Annotated in this window: 18 protein-coding genes and 1 pseudogene; 11 read left to right on the forward strand and 8 right to left on the reverse strand. The window is 53.1% G+C overall.

Annotated features, from left to right (window positions below; genetic code table 11):
* Positions 1-2: 2 nt before the first annotated feature.
* The 8 genes and pseudogenes from K2F33_RS10085 to K2F33_RS10120 all read right to left on the reverse strand — a co-directional run bounded on the left by K2F33_RS10085 (position 3) and on the right by K2F33_RS10120 (position 7,343).
* Positions 3-741, reverse strand: a pseudogene (locus K2F33_RS10085) (carbohydrate ABC transporter permease).
* A gap of 187 nt (positions 742-928) precedes the next feature.
* On the reverse strand, positions 929-1,807 hold the full coding sequence (locus tag K2F33_RS10090) for a carbohydrate ABC transporter permease (protein WP_263881572.1): 879 nt from the start codon (positions 1,805-1,807) through the stop codon (positions 929-931).
* Positions 1,804-2,853, reverse strand: coding sequence for an ABC transporter ATP-binding protein (locus tag K2F33_RS10095; RefSeq protein WP_263881573.1), 1,050 nt, complete (start codon positions 2,851-2,853; stop codon positions 1,804-1,806). Before K2F33_RS10095 ends, K2F33_RS10090 begins: the two co-directional genes overlap by 4 nt.
* 166 nt (positions 2,854-3,019) lie before the next feature.
* On the reverse strand, positions 3,020-4,108 hold the full coding sequence (locus tag K2F33_RS10100) for an alcohol dehydrogenase catalytic domain-containing protein (protein ID WP_263881574.1): 1,089 nt from the start codon (positions 4,106-4,108) through the stop codon (positions 3,020-3,022).
* 111 nt (positions 4,109-4,219) lie between these two features.
* Positions 4,220-4,981, reverse strand: a complete 762-nt coding sequence (locus K2F33_RS10105) for a DeoR/GlpR family DNA-binding transcription regulator (RefSeq protein WP_076172929.1) — start codon at positions 4,979-4,981, stop codon at positions 4,220-4,222.
* An 86-nt stretch (positions 4,982-5,067) separates the two neighbouring features.
* Positions 5,068-5,796, reverse strand: coding sequence for an MgtC/SapB family protein (locus K2F33_RS10110; RefSeq protein WP_263881575.1), 729 nt, complete (start codon positions 5,794-5,796; stop codon positions 5,068-5,070).
* 354 nt (positions 5,797-6,150) lie between these two features.
* On the reverse strand, positions 6,151-6,651 hold the full coding sequence (locus K2F33_RS10115; protein ID WP_263881576.1) for a hypothetical protein: 501 nt from the start codon (positions 6,649-6,651) through the stop codon (positions 6,151-6,153).
* Positions 6,652-6,656: 5 nt separating this feature from the next.
* Positions 6,657-7,343 (reverse strand): TetR/AcrR family transcriptional regulator, encoded by a 687-nt coding sequence (locus K2F33_RS10120; RefSeq protein WP_089549055.1) that lies wholly within the window; start codon positions 7,341-7,343, stop codon positions 6,657-6,659.
* Between the two features lie 106 nt (positions 7,344-7,449).
* Here K2F33_RS10120 and K2F33_RS10125 point away from each other — a divergent pair, with 106 nt between their 5' ends.
* The 11 genes from K2F33_RS10125 (at position 7,450) to K2F33_RS10175 (ending at position 18,576) form a co-directional block, all read left to right on the forward strand.
* Complete coding sequence (locus K2F33_RS10125) at positions 7,450-7,746, forward strand: hypothetical protein (protein ID WP_076172932.1); 297 nt, start codon at positions 7,450-7,452, stop codon at positions 7,744-7,746.
* Positions 7,747-8,064: 318 nt separating this feature from the next.
* Positions 8,065-8,676: a VC0807 family protein gene (locus tag K2F33_RS10130; protein WP_076172933.1), complete on the forward strand. Its 612-nt coding sequence runs from the start codon at positions 8,065-8,067 to the stop codon at positions 8,674-8,676.
* Between the two features lie 68 nt (positions 8,677-8,744).
* On the forward strand, positions 8,745-9,341 hold the full coding sequence (locus K2F33_RS10135; RefSeq protein ID WP_244169329.1) for a TetR/AcrR family transcriptional regulator: 597 nt from the start codon (positions 8,745-8,747) through the stop codon (positions 9,339-9,341).
* Between the two features lie 158 nt (positions 9,342-9,499).
* Complete coding sequence (locus tag K2F33_RS10140) at positions 9,500-10,975, forward strand: spore germination protein (protein ID WP_263881577.1); 1,476 nt, start codon at positions 9,500-9,502, stop codon at positions 10,973-10,975.
* Entirely contained in the window at positions 10,968-12,050 is a 1,083-nt protein-coding gene (locus K2F33_RS10145) for a Ger(x)C family spore germination protein (protein ID WP_263881578.1), read from the forward strand. The genes K2F33_RS10140 and K2F33_RS10145 overlap by 8 nt, the downstream gene beginning before the upstream one ends.
* 19 nt (positions 12,051-12,069) lie before the next feature.
* Positions 12,070-13,182: a GerAB/ArcD/ProY family transporter gene (locus K2F33_RS10150; protein ID WP_163880581.1), complete on the forward strand. Its 1,113-nt coding sequence runs from the start codon at positions 12,070-12,072 to the stop codon at positions 13,180-13,182.
* A gap of 155 nt (positions 13,183-13,337) precedes the next feature.
* The gene (locus K2F33_RS10155) at positions 13,338-13,787 is read left to right on the forward strand and encodes a Dps family protein (protein WP_263882331.1); all 450 of its coding nucleotides are present in this window, start codon (positions 13,338-13,340) and stop codon (positions 13,785-13,787) included.
* Between the two features lie 76 nt (positions 13,788-13,863).
* Positions 13,864-14,283: a pyridoxamine 5'-phosphate oxidase family protein gene (locus K2F33_RS10160; RefSeq protein WP_076172938.1), complete on the forward strand. Its 420-nt coding sequence runs from the start codon at positions 13,864-13,866 to the stop codon at positions 14,281-14,283.
* 192 nt (positions 14,284-14,475) lie between these two features.
* Positions 14,476-15,513, forward strand: a complete 1,038-nt coding sequence (locus K2F33_RS10165; protein ID WP_263881579.1) for a helix-turn-helix domain-containing protein — start codon at positions 14,476-14,478, stop codon at positions 15,511-15,513.
* Between the two features lie 1,215 nt (positions 15,514-16,728).
* Entirely contained in the window at positions 16,729-17,652 is a 924-nt protein-coding gene (locus K2F33_RS10170) for an ABC transporter permease (protein WP_244879424.1), read from the forward strand.
* Between the two features lie 15 nt (positions 17,653-17,667).
* A complete protein-coding gene (locus tag K2F33_RS10175) occupies positions 17,668-18,576 on the forward strand; it encodes a carbohydrate ABC transporter permease (RefSeq protein WP_076173532.1) in 909 nt (302 codons plus the stop codon).
* Positions 18,577-18,578 lie beyond the last annotated feature (2 nt).

Genomic DNA, 18,578 nt, shown 5'->3' on the forward strand with positions numbered 1-18,578 from the left:
GTTTATTTAATACCGGAGTATACAAAAGCCTTGACGATCTGCTTGGAAGCAAACAAATACACGATCAGGATCGGCAGGACGAGCACAACGTTGCCCGCCATGATGATATGCCAGTTGGATACGCCCTCGGATTCCCGGAGCATGGCGATCCCGATCGTCAGCGGCCGGACAGCGGTCGAGTCAGTGACGACGAGCGGCCAGAAGTAGTCGTTCCAATGGCTCACAAAGCTGAACAAGGCGACGGTGGCCAAGGCGGGAACGGCCATGGGGATCATGATCTTCTGCATGATTTTGAACTCGCTGGCATTGTCCAGCCGGGCGGACTCAATAATCTCCTGCGGGATTTGCATAAAATACTGGCGGAGCAGGAAAATCCCGAAGGCATTGGCCATGAACGGAATGATCTGGGGCAGAAGGGTTGTTGATGCCCCAGTCCGCCATCATCAGGTAGACGGGAATGAACGTCACCTGCCCGGGAATCATGAAGGCGAGCAGCACGATGCCGAACAGCAGGTTCCGGCCCCAGAAGCGGTATTTGGCAAATGCATACGCCGCCGGGATCATCACGATCATTTGCAGCACGATGACGGAGACGGTGATGATGACCGAGTTTTTCGCATAGGTCACGAAGGGAGCCGACCTCATGGCCTCGGCAAAGTTATGCCATTGCGGCGCGGCGGGAATCCACGTCGGCGGAAAGGCCAGCGTCTCCTCAAAGGTTTGCAGCGAAGTGGATATCATCCACAGGAACGGAAAAATAAACACGATCAGCACGGCGAGCTTGGCCACGAAGCCCAGAAGCCGTTTCAGAAGCCGGAGGGACGCATGGTCCCGGATCCGGTAACGCAGCTTCCCGCCGACTTGTTTCTTTTCCTGGATCAGCACGGGAAAAGCACCCCCTCAGGTTGTTGTCTGCCCATGGTGCGGCTCACTGGTAGTGAATCCGCTGGGCAAGGACTTTGAAGTAAACAAAGGTCAGCACCGCGATAATCGCCATCAGTACGACGCCGGTGGCCGAAGCGAAGCCGATGCTGGTCGTTCTGAACTCGTAGATGTAGTACACGAGCGTCGTCGTTGAGCCGTTGGGGCCGCCCCCGGTCATGATTTTGACCGTATCGAACACCTTGAAGGAGCCGATCGTCATGATGACGAGGATGAAAAACAACTGCGGCGAGATCAGCGGCAGCGTAATTTTCCAGAACACCTTGAACCTGCTGGCATTGTCCAGCGCAGCGGCTTCGTAGATGGTCGGGGGAATGCTCTGCAGCGCCGCCACCATAATGAGGGCGTAATAGCCGATGCTGTGCCACACCGAGACCAGGATCACGGAGATCATGGAAGTGCTCGAGCTCTGCAGCCAGGGTGATCCCGGAAGTCCGAAGGCCTTCAGCACATAATTGAGCAGACCATGCCCCGGCTCCATCAGCCACATCCAGACGAGCGCGATGGAGACGATCGAAATGATATGCGGCGTGAACAGACCGGCCTGCAGAATGGCGTTGAACCGCGACCGCTTCCGCAGCCATACGGCCACGCCGAGCGAGAGCAGCATGGTGCAGAGCACGACGCCCACCGTGTAGACGGCGGTGTTGGCCAGGGCGTGATAGAAATCGTCCCGGGTGAAGATTTCCCGGTAGTTGTCAAGTCCGATGAACTTGCTTTTGTCCTTATTGAGCAGGTTGTATTTATACAGGCTTAATTTAATGAGGTAAAAGACCGGGTAGACCACGAACAGGAACAAGGCGATCATCGCCGGCAAAATGAGCGCGTACGGCCTGGTCGTCTCCCATACTTTGCGCCGGTTCATTGGAAACGTCCCCTTAGCGCATGAAGGTAGGTGTTATGCCGTCGGTCATCGCGGTAAATCCGCTTGTCGTCCGCTCCGAAGAGAAAGAGCTTGGATTCGTCCACGGAGAGATAGATGTCCTGGTCTACGCTGAACAGGTCTTCGGTGCATTTGATCATAAAGGAATGGTCCCGGGTACGGACCTGGTAGATGGTCTCTGAGCCGAGCATTTCCCGGATGGAGATGACGCCCTTGGCCGTAAAATGGGCATCCGCCGGCTCGGTGGACAGCAGCCCGTGCTCCGGACGAAAGCCAAAACGGACTCCGTCCTGCCCCATGTCGCCGACGTTCATCGGAGGGACCCCGATAAACTGCGCGGCAAACAGATTATCCGGTTCGCGGTAAATTTCAGCCGGCGAAGCCTCCTGCTGAATCTCTCCCTGATTCATCAGCACGATGGTGTCGGCCATGGACATCGCTTCGACCTGATCGTGCGTGACGTAGACGAAGGTGGAGCCCAGCTTCTTGTGCAGCTCAATGAGCTCGACGCGCATCTGCACCCGGAGCTTGGCGTCTAAGTTGGACAGGGGCTCGTCCATCAGAAACACCGAAGGTTTCTTGACCATCGCCCGCGCGAGCGCCACCCGCTGCCGCTGGCCGCCCGAAAGGGTGGAGGGCTTGCGGTCAAGGTAAGGGCGGAGTCCGACCGTCTCGCTGATGCTTTCCACGAGCCGTGTCCGTTCCTCCTTGGGTACTTTGTTGTTTTTCAGGCCGAATTCGATATTCTCGCGTACGGACATCGTCGGATAAATGGCGTAGTTCTGAAACACCATCGCGACGCCCCTTTGGCCCGGGGCAATGGCGGATACGTCGCTGCCGCCGATCAGAACCGACCCCGAAGTCTGGCGGTCGAGCCCGGCGATCATGCGGAGCAGGGTGGTCTTGCCGCAGCCCGAAGGACCGACCAGGACGGTGAATTTGCCATCTTCGATCTTCAGGTTCAGACGGGGGATGATGGTGTTTTTGTCAAACGATTGGGATACATCGACCAACTCAATGGATGCCACACGGATTCCTCCTTCACCAGCGGTTGCTATGTGTTGTTTGGGTTCATCGTCCACGGCAAGCGCTTTCATATGATGAAGAACGGAGGGAGGAATGCCTGGGCATCCTCCAGCCGTTTTTACTTCAACCCGCTTGTGTGGTACACTATTGAACAAGATTTTCGCTCTCTCACCAGCGAAAATCGAGGTACATCTTTTTCCAGTCTCTGTGAGCCAGGGCAGATTCCATTGCGCCCGCAAAGTCTTCTGCCTTGCTCACCGGGATATAGTCATCCGGCACCAACTGCCGGAGCGTCTCCTGACATTCCTCCTGCTTCATCACTTCAAGCACCTTCCGAAAATCGCTGTGCGAGCTGCGGCTGCTGCCGTGGATCGTAATGCCTTTCTCCAGCACATCCCGCGTATTGATAGGAACAAGCTCCTCGCTGACGCCCATGGCGATCAGATGGCCCCCAGGGAGAAGTAAGTCGATCCCTTGATTGATGGCGCTTTCACTAAATCTTCCGCCTGTGCATTCCAGCACGACATCAACCTTCCAGCCGCCTTGAAAATCGTATTCCTGCACCATTTCGGTCCGGGCAAACGTGAAATGCTCCAGCTTCTCCTGGATGGCGCCGAATACCGTCAGGCGCTCCGTGCTGACACCAAAGGCATAATGGAGCATGGCGGCGGTCAGGAAGCCGACCGGGCCGTCTCCGAATACGGCGACCTGTGCGCTGTCCAGCAGATCGGCCACGGGGCGGATCGCCCGGTAGGATACGCTGCACAGCTCTGCCAGCACAGCAATGTCATCTGGAATCGAATCGGGGATCGGAATGGCACATGCCTCCGGAATGACGAGCCGGCTCTGCGCGATACCGTCGATCGTACTCCCGAGAAACTTGCCGTTGTAGCAGTAATTCTCCGGAATGTCTCCCCGGCAGGCCGGACAGCACTCGTCGTGCTTGATGCCGTTCAGCAGATAGCCCGGCAGGTTCGGCACGATGGCGACCCGCTGTCCCGCTTGAAGCTTGGAGGAGCCGCCGACGACTTTCCCGATGCCTTCATGAAGCAGGGCCATCGGCAGCTTGCGGGCAAGGACTTCGGGTTTCCGAAGGCCTCCGAAATACCGAAGGTCGGCATGACAGATGCTGGCCAAAGTGGGTTCAATGACGACGAATCCTTCCGCGACGGTCCGATCCATCGTCATTTCTTCGACATGGTGGGGGTGGGTGAGCCGGAGCGACCGGGAGTCCACCGTTTGCGTAATCGTACTCAAATCAGGGAACACCTCCATGTGACGTTATTTGGTTTTTTTAATACTGGATTTCCTTATCATTTGTTCGGGCCTGACGTCATCGTCAGCTCCCCTGAAAGGAGCTGCGTTCCGTCAGACGGTTAAAATTTGAATGCCGGCGTCCTGAAACTGCTTAATGTCGTATTCCGCAACCTCGTTGCCCGTGATCAGCGTATGGATCGAGCTATTGGGAGCGACGTTGTACAGCGATATTTTGCCGATTTTCGTTTCGTCGGCGACGACGATGACTTCCTGGGCGGCCGCGATCATGCCCTGCTTGGCGACAACCAGTTGGGCTTCCGGAAGTGTAAGGCCGTATTTGGGATGGATCGCGGTGGTCGCGATAAAAGCTTTGGATACGTGTACCGACCGCAGCACGTAATCCGTAAACATGCCGTTCAGCATGAAGCTGGACGGATACAGTTCCCCGCCGGTGACCGTCACTTTGACGCCGGGAGCGTCCCGAAGCTCGGCCGCCACGTTCATGTCGTTGGTAATGACGGTGATGTTGGAGCGGTGGACCAGGTTGCGGGCGATGTGCAGCGTGGTCGTGCCGGAATCCAAAATGATGTGATCCCCGTCTTCCACCAAGCTTGCCGCCTTCTGGCCGATACGTTCCTTCTGATCGAGCTGGATGCCTGATCTTTCGTTGAACGAAGGCTCGTGATGCGTGAGCTGTTCCACAATAACGCCGCCGTGCGTCCGTTTCAGAAGCCCTTCCTGTTCGACCTCAGCGAGATCGCGCCGGATCGTCGCTTCATGAACGCCGAATTCCTTGGCTAACGTGCCGACAGAAGCCGACCGATGCTGTCTGACAAATTCCACGATTCTCATTTTTCGTTCAGCTGCCAGCAATATAACCATCCTTTCCGCCAAATCGCATATACGATTGCTTACTTTTGTTCACTTTTGCTCATTTACCAGGCTTGCCGTCAATTCGATTACATCTTGAATTTGGAATACTTGTTGTTTGCGGAGAACTTTTGTGCGAATTCTGAGGAGATTCCCGACGATTCAATGCCGAGCACGTCGGGCAGGGAAGATATTTTGTCCATGGCGGCAACCACCTGCATCGGATTTGGGGAGCGGATATGGAATTTCAGTTCGACCATGGCATCCGCCAGCCCGTCGGGCGTGCGGATTTCGATATTGTTGATCTTGATGCCAAGCACATCCAGCTCGCTGGCGACCGTCACAAGCATGCCCGGCTTGTCGGGCACCCGGATGAGGAAGTCGAAGTTCCTCTTGCGGTGCATGATGAGCTTTTCCCATTTGTTCAGGGCAAACAGGCTGATAAAAGCAAGACCGGTCGTCAGAAGGGCCGAGTAGAGAAATCCGGCGCCGATCGACAGTCCGATCGCGGCCACGACCCATACCGAAGCGGCGGTCGTCAGTCCGGATACCGTCTGTCCCGAGCGGAGAATGGCTCCTGCGCCGAGAAAGCCGATCCCGCTGATCACCTGCGCAGCGAGCCGCGCCGGATCCAGGCGGACGTTCGTTTCGTCCACGAAGGCCTCAAAGCCGTACATGGACAGGATCATGATGGACGCCGAGCCGAGACAGACCAGGATATGGGTCCGAAAGCCGGCGGCGTGATTGTTCCATTCGCGTTCCATGCCGATCAATCCGCCCATGGCGACCGATAACAGCAGCCGGAGCGTCAAATCCATATTGCTGATATGCCACACACTGTCGATTCATCATTCCCCCTTAACTCAAGCGAAAATGAACATTCAATGCCCAAACCAAACATAAATGAGTATTATTTGCGTAATATATGCTCGTTTATGTTCACAATTTGTTCATTTGTCGCTATATTAACACGCGGATTTGCGGAAGACAATATATCTGGAGGAAATTTTTGAAATATTTTTTTAGAGGAGGGGCGTGGGCGACAGTGGGGCAGCTGAGGTTAGGAGCAGCAATTTCGATTTGCCCGAGTTCATTGGAGAACTGACAACTAAAAACAGCGGAACGCTGTAGTAGATAGCGTACCGCTGGATCGTTAAAGGCCTCCCGGATAACTAATGAATCTTCGTCCATCTTTGTTTGTTTTGAAGCCCTAACAGTACCAAGCCGATCCCGTTGACTAACAGCAGTCCGAAAAGGGTGTTGCCAATGGGAGCCCAACCGTTATCTCCGGTCAACATCAGCGACAATACGACCTTTCCAATCAGGGTCACATTCAGAATAACCAGGCCGATTTTAAAAGAATGCTTCCAGAATGCAACGCCCATGGATACGACAAAAGCCATCATAAATGCCAGCGTGAATACGGCCGAACCTGGATCACTCAAAAGCATTTTTTCATAATCCAATACGGCTTCCATCTGGGGATTGATCGTTTTCGGCGCAGGAAACCAAACCATGCTGCTCATCATAAGTAAGAAAGTGATCATCATACCTTTCCAGTTTCGTTTGTAAGCGAAAAAAGCCAATACGATTAAAAAAATGGGGCGGATATACCAACTTAACGGATTCAAGTGTCTTTGGAAAGCCCAATCTAAGAGTTGATGGAATTCCAATTGGATCACTCCTTTGTGGATACTGGCGATATCGTTAAAGCACTGGCAACCGCATGGAACATTATTTCTTCAATTTCGGCGTAAAGCTTCTCGTCAAATTCCTGTTTATGGACTTCGATCAGCATAGCTGCCCGCATCATACCTACAATGACTCCCGAGTCTTTGTTGATGATTTCTCCTTTGATTTGCTGCTGCTCGATATAATTCATTAAAGGGATAACGTTGCGCTGCAGTTTTCTTTCGATGAATTCAGGGGGCACCCTTCGACGCAATAGCTCCATTTCTTGGGGATGCATAATGAGCTTTTTGGTCAGCGGGTTGGTTTTTAACTCAAGAACCATTTGACGCAGATATGCGATAATTCCGTTATAAGCATCGGACTGTTTCTCTACAGCAGCCCATACTCTTTCCTCCATCCCGGCCGATTCCAACTCCAGCAGATCCAAGTACATAGCTTCCTTGCTGTCGTAAAAAGCGTAAAAGGTGCTTTTAGCGATCCCGGTTGCGGCGGTTAACTGTTCCAGTGAAGTTTTTTTAAGGCCCTGTGCCGCAAACAACTTTTTACCGGCATCGATTAAATCCTGACGAAGTTTTTCTTTTTCAGCTGGAGAGAATTGAGGCAATTTAAAACCTCCTATAAAAACAAATTGTATTTTTGTTTTTATAATAATTCGCTTAGCATCATTTGTCAACGATTTCCACCAGAATACTTTGCTCTATTCCATCCATAATAAGGAGAATGATCGGGTCCAAGTATGCCACGCAGCACGGAGCCGAAAACGCAGGGAGGAATCGCCCATGAGTCAAGAAATGAAGGATGAGAAGCGGGCCCTTTCGACAGACCTGTCGACCGTGGAGTCGCAGCGAAACGATCTGGCCTTCGAGGAGTTTCCGGACGGGCCTTACGGGTCGCCGGTCAACGCCGAGCAGTTAGGAAAAAGCACGCCGTGGCGGGTGGACCAGCGGAGCTCAGGCCGATTCGACTACGAGAATCATGAGCTGCACGAAGGCCATGTCCGGGATTTCCCGGGCCAGGACGTTTTCGATGAGCGGATTCCGGATGACGTGAATAAGCCGAGGGTTCCGGAGGAATGAGCTTGGGGATGAAATAAAAATTCATAACAAAAGCGTTAAAAATGACCGGTGCATCATGTACCGGTTTTTTCGTATGCATCTTGCGGATTGCGGGCTGCGGATTGGTTCAAGGAAATCAACCGGATGGAGGGAGATTGCAAGTTTGATTTTGATGTTGACATACCTACCGAAGGTAGGTACTATTATAGTCATAGAAAATACCTACCGAAGGTATGACTGACGAAGCAGCGGCCATATTATTGCAGTTCTAATATTCCGGATTGGAGTTCACAACCTGACACGAAGCGAATTATTTATTGGAGAGGATGGTTTCAACCGATGACCAAATCGAAAAATGCTATTATCGTGACGCTCATTGTCAACATTGTACTGCCGTACGTCGTGTATACCTTGCTGCTGCCGCACACGAGCAGCCTGGTGGCCTTATCGGCCGCCGCCATTGTACCGCTGATCGATACCGTGTACAGCCTAATACATACCCGCAAGGTCGATATGTTTTCCGGCTTCATCTTCCTCGGGCTTGTTCTCGGCATTGCTGCGGTTCTGCTGGGCGGCGACGAACGGTTCATTTTGCTGAGGGAGTCTTATGTCACAGGGATCATGGGCCTGGTATTTCTCGGCTCCCTGCTTGCCGCACGCCCGTTGATCTTTTATTTTGCCGAACGGTTCGCCGGCCGCGATCCGGAAATGCATGACAAGTGGAACCGCCTGCCCGCCTATCGTCAGACCTTTCGCCGCATGACGGCGGTGTGGGGCGTCGCGCTTTTGCTCGAAGCTTGTGTTAAAGTAGGGTTGGTGTACACTTTGTCGATTCCCGCCTTTCTGGCGGTTTCCCCGTTTGCCACCTACGGCATCCTGGCGCTTACGATCTGGTGGAACGTTACCTACGTGAAACGGGTCAAGCGGGAAGCTGCTTTAAACCGTAAATAATTCAGCAATACAACATAAATCATTCAGCTTATGAATCAAATAATAACCCAAGCGATATGGAGGAATAGATGATGGACGACAAGTCGATGAATCCCAGCCTGAAGCTGCTGCTGGACACGGCCGAAGAGATGATCCTGGAGAGGGGATGCCGGGCGACGACGCTTCAGGATATCGCTGACCGCAGCGGTCTGACCAAAGGAGCCATTTATCATTATGTCAAAAGCAAAGACGAACTGTTCGCCCTGATCCTGCAGTCAGGGATGCAGAATACGAACCGACTCTTCTACGAGTCGGTATCCCGGGCGGTCGGAGAGGATGCGGGTCTTCAAGGGCCGCTGTCCGCCCTATCGGGAAGGATGCAGCATATGTCCAGCACGGAGACTGCTTCGAGCCTCATTTTTATTTACCTGCTGAGTCAAAAGGATAAGCCCGCCGTGGCCGACATCCTGAAGCGATACCAGGAGACGGCCATTCAAAATTCGGCTGAGTGGATCAAGGTTGGGCAGGAGCACGGCGTGATCCCGGCCCATGTGGACGCCGAGAAGGCAGCGCGGCTGCTGTCCATCTTCAAGAACGGCCTGCAGGTACAGCAGATCGTGTCCCCGGATGCCGCGGAAATGAGCGAAGAAGATATTTTTAGGTTTATGAAAAATGCGCTGAGCTAATCGAAGGACCCCCAAATGAGCCGATATGGACTGCCGGCTTTCCTTGGGGGTTCTTTTCGTTCTATTCCGTGAGCTGCACCCGGGAAATGAGGTATGTTTTGACCGGGCGCCGAACATAATGGGATCATGCTCATTTTCTCACAGGAAAGGAAATCGTCATGAAGCCTGATGCACCCAAGACCCTCCGTGAAATATTGGAGCAAGCCGCCAAGTCCAGCGATTTTCGGCAGTTTTCACCCTTTGCGGAGAACGACCGGATCCGGATCAGCTACTATTCTTCTCTTGTGGATGCGGAGAAGATCAACCGTTATCTTATCGCCGAAATCCAGCAGCATGATGATGATATTCATCGGCTGGCGGACATTCAGAACCGCATCCCGTTCGATGAAGCGCAAATCACCGAGGATACGTCGGAAGTCGAGTCCAGGCTGGTCAAAGGGTATGTGATCCTCCAGATCGCGTCGGAAGAGCCGGCTTTTTTGATCGTTAATATCAACCAGACCGAACAGGGGCACCGCCAAAGCAACGAGACCGAAAATGAATTCAGCGTCGTGGGACCCAAAATCGGCTTTGTGGAAAATATTCATGTCAACGTCCATTTGCTGAGACAGCAAATCGCCGTCACGAGGCTGGTGATCGAGGAGGTTTCGGTCGGCAGCCTGTCCAATACGAAGGTCATGATTGCTTATCTTGACGGAGTGACGAATCCGCAGCATATCGAAACGATGAAACAGCGGCTCGGCAGGATCGACTTCGAGGTCGTATTCGACACATCGATTCTCGATCAGATTATATCCGATCATACCAACTCCCCGTTCCCGCTTTTTCTGTCGACGGAAAGGGTAGACCGGGTGGCTTACGCCATTACTTCCGGACAGGTCGCAGTGTTCGCGGACGGATCACCCTATGTCTTTACGGGCCCTTCCACGTTTTTGGACTTTTTCGTATCGCCGGAGGACTATTATTTGCCCTGGATTATCGGGTCTTTCTTTCGCATCGTCCGCATTCTGAGCGTCATCTTCTCCATTTTTGTCACGCCTGTCTATGTCGCCGTATTAACGTATCATTTCGAGGTTATTCCGGAAAATATACTGGAGCCGTTGATCATGTCCCGAACCCATGTCCCGCTTCCTCCCGTGCTGGAGGCGCTCTTCCTGGAAGTGACGATCGAGCTGCTGCGGGAAGCCGGAGCCCGGCTCCCGACCAAAATCGGCCAGACGCTCGGCATCGTAGGCGGGATCGTCATCGGCCAGGCCACAGTGGAAGCCGCCCTGGCGAGCAGCATCCTGCTGATCATTGTGGCGTTGTCGGCGCTGGCCTCGTTTACGACTCCCATTTTTAAAATGGCCAATACGATCCGCCTCCTGCGTTTCCCGCTGATCCTGCTGGCCGGCCTATGGGGCGGGCTGGGGATTGTGGCCGGGCTCTTTTTGCTGCTTGGGCACCTGCTGCGGCTCAAATCTCTCGGCACCCCGTACTTGCTGCCGCTGTTCCCGCTGCGGACCGGCAATTTCGGTGACAGCTTCGTACGGCGATCGTACCGGTATATCACCAACCGGAACATTTACCTGAGGCCTCTGGATTCCAAGCGGTACACCCCGAGTGAAGACCAGGAGGATATTGAGCATGAGTAGCCTCGTAAGATGGCTGGGGATATTCGGTATCGTCTTTGCGCTTGGGGGATGCGGCAACGACCGAATGGTCGATAAGATCCGTATCGTCACGGTGCTCGGATTTGACGCCGGCCGCCCAGGTTATATCGGGACCGCTCTCTACAGCGATTTTACACAGAGGGGGAAGGTCGGCACGCTGCAGGGGCGGGCGGGGCAGACCCAGCTCGTCCTGAATGAAATGAACGGCCAGTCAGCCCAGCCGGTCAAGATCGAGAAGCTGCGGCTGCTCCTGTTCAGCCGGGAGCTCGCGGAGAGCGGCCTTTCGTATTTCATCAATTCGATCTGCCGCAACCCGCTGATCAGCAATTATTTGACGGTGGCTGTATCGGAGGAGCCGGTCACGTCCCTGGCCAAGGTCATAGCCGAGCAGGGCAGCCGTGAGCTGCCGTACCATCTCATTGAGCAGAATATGAAATCGGGGAATATTCCGAGATCCAACCTCTCGACGATGTTGTTTGATTACCATGGCCTGGGGAGGGACGTTTCGCTTCCGGTCATTCGGTTAAACGCTGCGGGCAGATTGCAGGTATCGGGCTATGGCATTTTCAAGGGGGACCGGTTAAAACTCACCTTGAATCCGGAGGAAATGTTCTATTATAAGCTTCTTCAGGGATACTCCATGCGCGGGGAAATTCCGTTTACCCTGAAAAAGCACGGGCAGGAAGGAACAGCCCTTTTTTCGGTGAGCTATGGAAGGGAATCCAAGCATGCGGTCATGAGGGCAGATGGCTTGCATATTCAAGTCCAGCTCGCGATCAGCGGAATGGTGAAGGAATATCCGAGATGGATGGACTTAAGGAAGGACTCCAATGACCGCGAGGTAGACCGCCAGCTGGAAAAGCAGATACGGGAACGCCTGATGTCGCTGCTCGCCAAACTGAGGGACAGCGGTGTGGATCCGCTGGGCGTAGGGGATCTGGTCAGGGCATATTCCCGGGACTGGGACGAGAAGGAATTTTACGAAAGGCTGTATCCGAAAACGGCGTTCGATATCGCTATCAACCTTCAACTGACCAAATCGGGAATCGGAGAATAATAAGGACAGGTGAATGAAGATGTCCAGACAGATCAAGGAAAGCTTAACCGTATCCCCTTATTTGCTGTGGTTCATGATTCACGGAACGCAGTCCGGCATCGCTATGCTGAGCTTTCAGAGCCGGAACATTAAGGGGGCGCAGCAGGACTCCTGGTTATCCTTACTGCTCGTCGGCCTCAGCCTGCACGCGGTCGTGTGGATCATTTATGCGATCATGAAGCACGCGGATGGAGGCGATATCCTCCACCTGCATCGGCAGTTGTTCGGCAAATGGCTGGGAGGAGCGATGAATCTCCTGTTCTACGGTTATATGCTGCTGTTTATCGTCTATCAAATCCGGTCTTACATGGAGGTCATCCATATTTGGGCGTTTCCCACGACGCCGCTCTGGTTCGTATGCCTGCTCATTTTGCTGACTGCCGTATATATCGTGACCGGGGGGCTGCGGGTGATCACGGGAATCTGCTTTTTCTGCGTCGTCATTCCCACCCTGCTCCTGGTATCGATTTATTTTCCGCTGCAGTATGCCCATTGGACGAATTTCCTGCCGCTGCTGAACCATTCGCCGCGTGAATATGCCCAGTCGGCGTTCCATTCGCTCAATTTATTTTACGGGGTGGAGTTTCTGCTTCTGCTGCACCCCTTTATCAAGCATCCAGAAAAGTCCCGGAAATGGGCTCATATCGCCGTGGCCCATTCCACAGTACTTTACTTGATCGTCGCTATAGTCACATTGGCGTTCTTTAACGTTCAGCAGCTGGAGCATACGATCTGGCCGACGCTGATTCTGTCGAAGGTGGCCCGGCTCCCGTTCATCGACCGGTTCGATTACGTGTATGTATTCAATTGGTTTATCGTGATTCTGCCGCCGGTATGTATGGCAATGTGGGCGGGAACCAGAATTTTGAGACAGGTCACCCCATTGAGATCCAAGCCGCTGGTATGGTTCACATGCGGGATGTCATTTGTCATTATCGCCGTATTACAAGGACCCAAGACGATCGACAAGCTGGATTCTGTGGTAACCTGGGCCGGACTGGTCCTGCTGTACGTCTATCTTCCGCTGCTGTGCCTCTGGGTGCATATTGTCCAACGGTATCAAAATCGAAGGGCGGCAGTGGAAGGGGGGTGAAATCGTACCCATGCCTGGTTGGGATTAAAATGATAGAAATGGCATATTGATTTACTGTAACTAAATTGTGTACAATTCAGTTACAGAAGAAAGTTTACGAACCGAAAGGCTTGCCGAAGGCCTTCACTGACTGATAAAAAAGGATGGGATAAATGATGACAAACACAACGACATTAACATTGGAACAGGCATTGAACCAGCAGGTGGCAAACTTCAGCATCCTTTACGTGAAAATTCATAACTATCACTGGTATGTAAAAGGAGAACAGTTCTTTACACTGCATGCGAAATTCGAGGAACTGTACAACGACGTTACGCAAAAAACGGACGAAATCGCCGAACGCCTTCTGGCGATCAAGGGCAGATCGTCTGCTACCTTGAAAGAGTATCTGGAAATCGCCACGATTGCGGAAGCTACAGGAAAAGAGGACGCGCGCGGCATGGTGCAGTCGCTCATCCATGACTTCTCGGCGGTAAGCAAGGAACTGCATGACACCATCAACTTGGCGGAAAGCGCCGGTGACCACCCAACCGCGGATATGCTGATCGCGATGCAGGCGGACTTGGATAAGCATGTATGGATGCTTGAATCCTACCTTGGCTGATTTCAACGATTTCCAATGAACGAGGGGCTCTGGCCCCTTCGCCGATGATGTCAGAAGAGAAGGGGTGTGATTATTAATGGAAGCTAAATTCGCCATGGAGCATGAGGTTGCCAAAATTCTGGATCACCACGAATACGCCGCTGTTGCGACGGTGGAGAATCAGAAGCCACGGCTGCGCCGGATGCCGAAGTACAACAAAGGACTGAGCATCTATCTTGTCGCAAATCGGAAAAGCCAAACCTGGGACCTGGAAAGCAAGACGCCGGTGTCGCTGCTGGTAGGGCATGGGGAGAACGACTCCCGGGAAACGGTGGAAATCGACGGAAAATTAACCGTGAACACGGAGGAAGCTCTCCGTCAGCAGATTTGGCGGGAAGAGTTCAGCGCGGATTTCTCCGGCCCGGATGATCCGGATTATGTGATCCTTCAGGTTAAGGCCATTCGTGTAGAGTTAACCGACAAGGACGGACAGAAGCACGAGTGGTTCGATTATTGATTGAATCCCGCGGCAGCGGTGAGAGCCGCCTTATCAGGTTGAAACTGATAAGGCGGCTTTTTCGTGTGCTGACAACAATCCGTTGTTCTTACGGAGCTGCAGTGAATTGGCGGACTCAAGCAGCGCTTGATATACAAATGCCCGGCGAACCGATACACTTAAGCGCAAATAACCTTTGAAGGAGTGTTGAGGATGTTTGATATGGTCAAGATCGGGAGAACCATTGCCCGGCTTCGCAAGGAAAAGGGTTTTACGCAAATGGAGCTGGCGGATCGGATGGGAATCAGTTATCAGGCGATCAGCAACTGGGAACGCGGGGAAACGATGCCCGATATATCGAAACTGCCGCAGCTCGCAGACATTTTCGGCGTCAGCATCGACCGTATTTTAGAGAGTACGAAAGGGACGCAGATCATTCAGACGATTGTCGAGGACAAGACGTCCGAATTTTTGCAGGCGAACGAGGTATCCGTCGAGGAGTTCGCGAGTATCGCCCCGATTCTCAAGTCAGCCCAGGTAGACGAGGTGTTTGGGCACATTAAAAACAAGTTCAAACCGAAGGACATCCAGTCCATCGCTCCGTTTGTCAGCGAGGAAGTGATCGATGAGGTCGCGCTGCAAGCCTTCGAGAGCGAAGGAATCGGGGCACTGTCACCGATCGCACCGTTTATGAGCGATGAAGCGATCGATGAGTGTGCGCGGAAAGCTTACGAGCGCGAAGGGATTGGTGCACTGTCACCGATCGCACCGTTTATGAGCGATGAAGCGATCGATGAGTGTGCGCGGAAAGCTTACGAGCGCGAAGGGATTGGTGCGCTGGCATCGATCGCACCGTTTATGAGCATTGATGCAATCGATGAGTGTGCGAGGAAAGCTTGCGAGAGCGAAGGGATCGGTGCGCTGGCGCCGATCGCACCGTTTATGAGCGATGAAGCAATCGATGAGTGTGCGAGGAAAGCTTACGAGAGCGAAGGAATCGGTGCGCTGGCGCCGATCGCACCATTTATGAGCGATGAGGCGATCGATGAGTGTGCGAGGAAAGCTTACGAGAACGAAGGGATTGGTGCGCTGGCACCAATCGCACCGTTTATGAGCATTGATGCAATCGATGAGTGTGCGAGGAAAGCTTGCGAAAGGGAGGGGCTCGGGGCCTTGGCGCCGATTCTCCCGTTCATGGATCGGGAGCGGATTGACGCCTGGGTGAGGGAAGGAATCCGCCATATGTCCTGACCGAAGTACACAAGGCACTTATGAAATCCAGAAGATGAAGACGTTCAAGGGAAGCCGAGAAGGACCGGCTGAGCTTGGACGTTTTTTTAGATATCAGAAAGTATAAGCGAGAAAAAGAGAAAGCAGGGCTGCAGCATCCAAAAGGCGGAAGTGAAATGACCAAACGCCATTGTCAGCCGGTTGTGACGGCAAAATTGATGTAAACGCATACATGTTATTTTTGACCTGCCGCAAAACCGCGCCCCATAAGGGCTCGTGCGGGAATTGTCATTTTTGATATATATACCTTAAAGGCTATCCAAATCATCAAAAATGACATATTCGGCTCCTGAATCACAAGTGAATGTAACCACCGGAGCCAGATTTCAAGCCGATTTGATGAGGGGGCGAAAACGACATATTTACGCATGGCGGGGGCTCCGATATGTTTAGTGTAAGCGTTATCACACGCCGCTGAAGCGAGATGCGGGGGAACGGGCAGGCTTAACTAACGATCAAAAACCGTGGCCGAGAAACAGGGACATTTGGTGGAGGATCGGCCCGCCGATAGATGCGTTGAAGATGGAAGCTTCACCGAAGAAGGATGTTTCATTTAAGGAGAAGGTTTCATTGAAGAGGGATGTTTCTTCATTGTACGAAACCATCGGAACCGATCGAAGGAACTCTCAGGATCCTGTTCGAAACGAGGGGCGCTAAGCTGCTTGACTGGTTGAACGGCCCTCACCTTTCGAGGAAGGGCATCGCTTAGATGATGGTCAGCTGAAATTTTTGTTCCCTTTGTAAAAGGAAGAACAGCGTAAGTCGGCTGGCAGGGCACATCGTCATAGGGCTCACAAGAGGAAGTTTGACCAAAACATTTCCTTGGACAGGCAATATATCGCACATAATCGTGTAACTTAAGTTATCATTTTAGTGTTAAGTATTGCCTGATTCACCCGAATTCGATGCAAAAACAACATATTCCTCTGATCAAAACCGGTCGATTTTCTTCTTGTTCGTACGGGTTTTGCCCTGAATTTCAGGCTCATGTGGAAAATGACATATTTACGAAGGTTTTACCGATCGAATACGTTTAGATCACAAACCTTGTTCACCCGCCTTTTTCGGGCTTTAACATCCGTCATCACGGAGAGATAAAGGCAACAAAGAATCTACCAGAGAAGGAGTGATACGATGCATGAGACAAAAGCTGCCATCGCAGGTACGCCGGCTGTGATGCCGAGAAAGAAAACCCACAAAAGCTTGTGGAAGCGCATCATTCTGAACTGGGAGCTGTACCTGTTTATTGCGCCGGCCTTTTTCTACTTTCTTATTTTCTGTTACGGGCCGATGTACGGCATCCAGATCGCGTTCAAAAACTTCATTCCGACAAAAGGAATCACGGGAAGCCCGTGGGTCGGCTTCGACCACTTCATCCGCTTCTTTCATTCCTATTACTTCTGGGATCTGCTCTGGAACACGCTGAGCATCAGCTTGTACTCGCTGGTCGTCGGGTTTCCGATCCCGATCATTCTGGCGCTGGCCTTCAACGAGGTCCGAAACGGCTTCTTCAAGAAGCTGTCCCAGACGGTGACGTACGCACCGCACTTCATTTCCATGGTCGTTATGGCCGGGATGATTATCACGTTCCTTTCGCCGTCGACGGGGATCGTCACCCACATGATCGAGGGTCTGGGCCTGAAATCACCGGACTTCCTCACCGACCCGCGCTGGTTCAAGACGATGTACGTCTTCTCGGACGTGTGGCAGAGCGCCGGCTGGGGCACGATCATCTATCTCGCCGCGCTCTCGGGCGTTGATCCGGGGCTGCATGAGGCGGCGATTATCGACGGGGCCTCGCGCTTCCAGCGCTTGCGGCACATCAACATCCCGGTGCTGGTCCCGACGATGACCATCCTGCTCATCCTGAATATGGGCAGCCTGCTCGGGGTCGGCTTTGAGAAAATCCTGCTGCTGCAAAACCCGCTCAACATGAGCTCGTCGGACGTCATTTCCACCTTCGTCTACCGCTCGGGTCTCGTGGATGCGCAGTACAGCTTCTCGACCGCCATCGGCCTGTTCAACTCGGTCATCAATGCGGTATTGCTCATCGTCGTCAATCAGATCGTCCGCCGTACGAGCGAGAACAGTTTGTGGTAGAGAGGAGGGGCTTCGATGTTATCCGGAGTCAGAGAAACCCGGCGGGATAAAGTTTTTCTCGCCTTCAATTACCTGTATGTGTTTCTGGCGTTTCTAATCGTGTTCTACCCGCTGGTGTACATGGTCAGCGCCTCCATCAGCGACCCGAAAGCGGTCGGGTCGGGGGAGATGTGGCTGTGGCCGAAAGGCATTACGTTTGACGGCTACAAGCGGGTGTTCGAGAACACAAGCATCTGGACGGGGTATGGCAACACAATTCTGTACACCGTGGTCGGGACCGCGATCAACCTGCTCGTGACGCTGCCGGCGGCGTATGCGCTGAGCCGCAAGGACTTTGTCGGCCGCAACTTCTTTATGGGCATGTTCATGGTCACGATGTTTTTTGGGGGCGGCCTGGTGCCGACGTACCTCCTGGTGAAGCAGCTGGGCATGGTCAACACGATGTGGGCGATCGTCATTCCGTCGGCCGCGTCGATCTGGAACATCATCGTCTCGCGGACGTTCTTCCAGAGCTCGATTCCGAAGGAGCTGCAGGAAGCGGCGCAGATCGATGGGTGTACAAACATGCGGCTGTTCGTGAAGATTATCCTGCCGCTGTCGATGCCGATCATCGCGGTCATGGCCCTGTTCTACGGGGTGGGCAACTGGAACAGCTACTTCTCGGCGCTCATTTACCTGAACGACTCGGCGAAATACCCGCTGCAGCTGGTGCTGCGCCAGATTCTGGTGCTGCAGGAAATGGCCGCGCAGGGCGGAGGAGCGATCGATGCCTCCACGGCGGCCGCGATGAACAATAAGGCGGAAATCGCCGCTCTGGTGAAGTATTCCGTGATTATCGTCGCCACGATTCCGGTGATTGTCATTTACCCGTTCCTTCAGCGTTATTTTGTGCAAGGTGTCATGATCGGTTCGGTTAAGGGCTGATC

The sequence above is a fragment of the Paenibacillus sp. PSB04 genome (assembly GCF_025809195.1).
Taxonomy (GTDB): Bacteria; Bacillota; Bacilli; order Paenibacillales; family Paenibacillaceae; genus Paenibacillus_AQ; species Paenibacillus_AQ favisporus.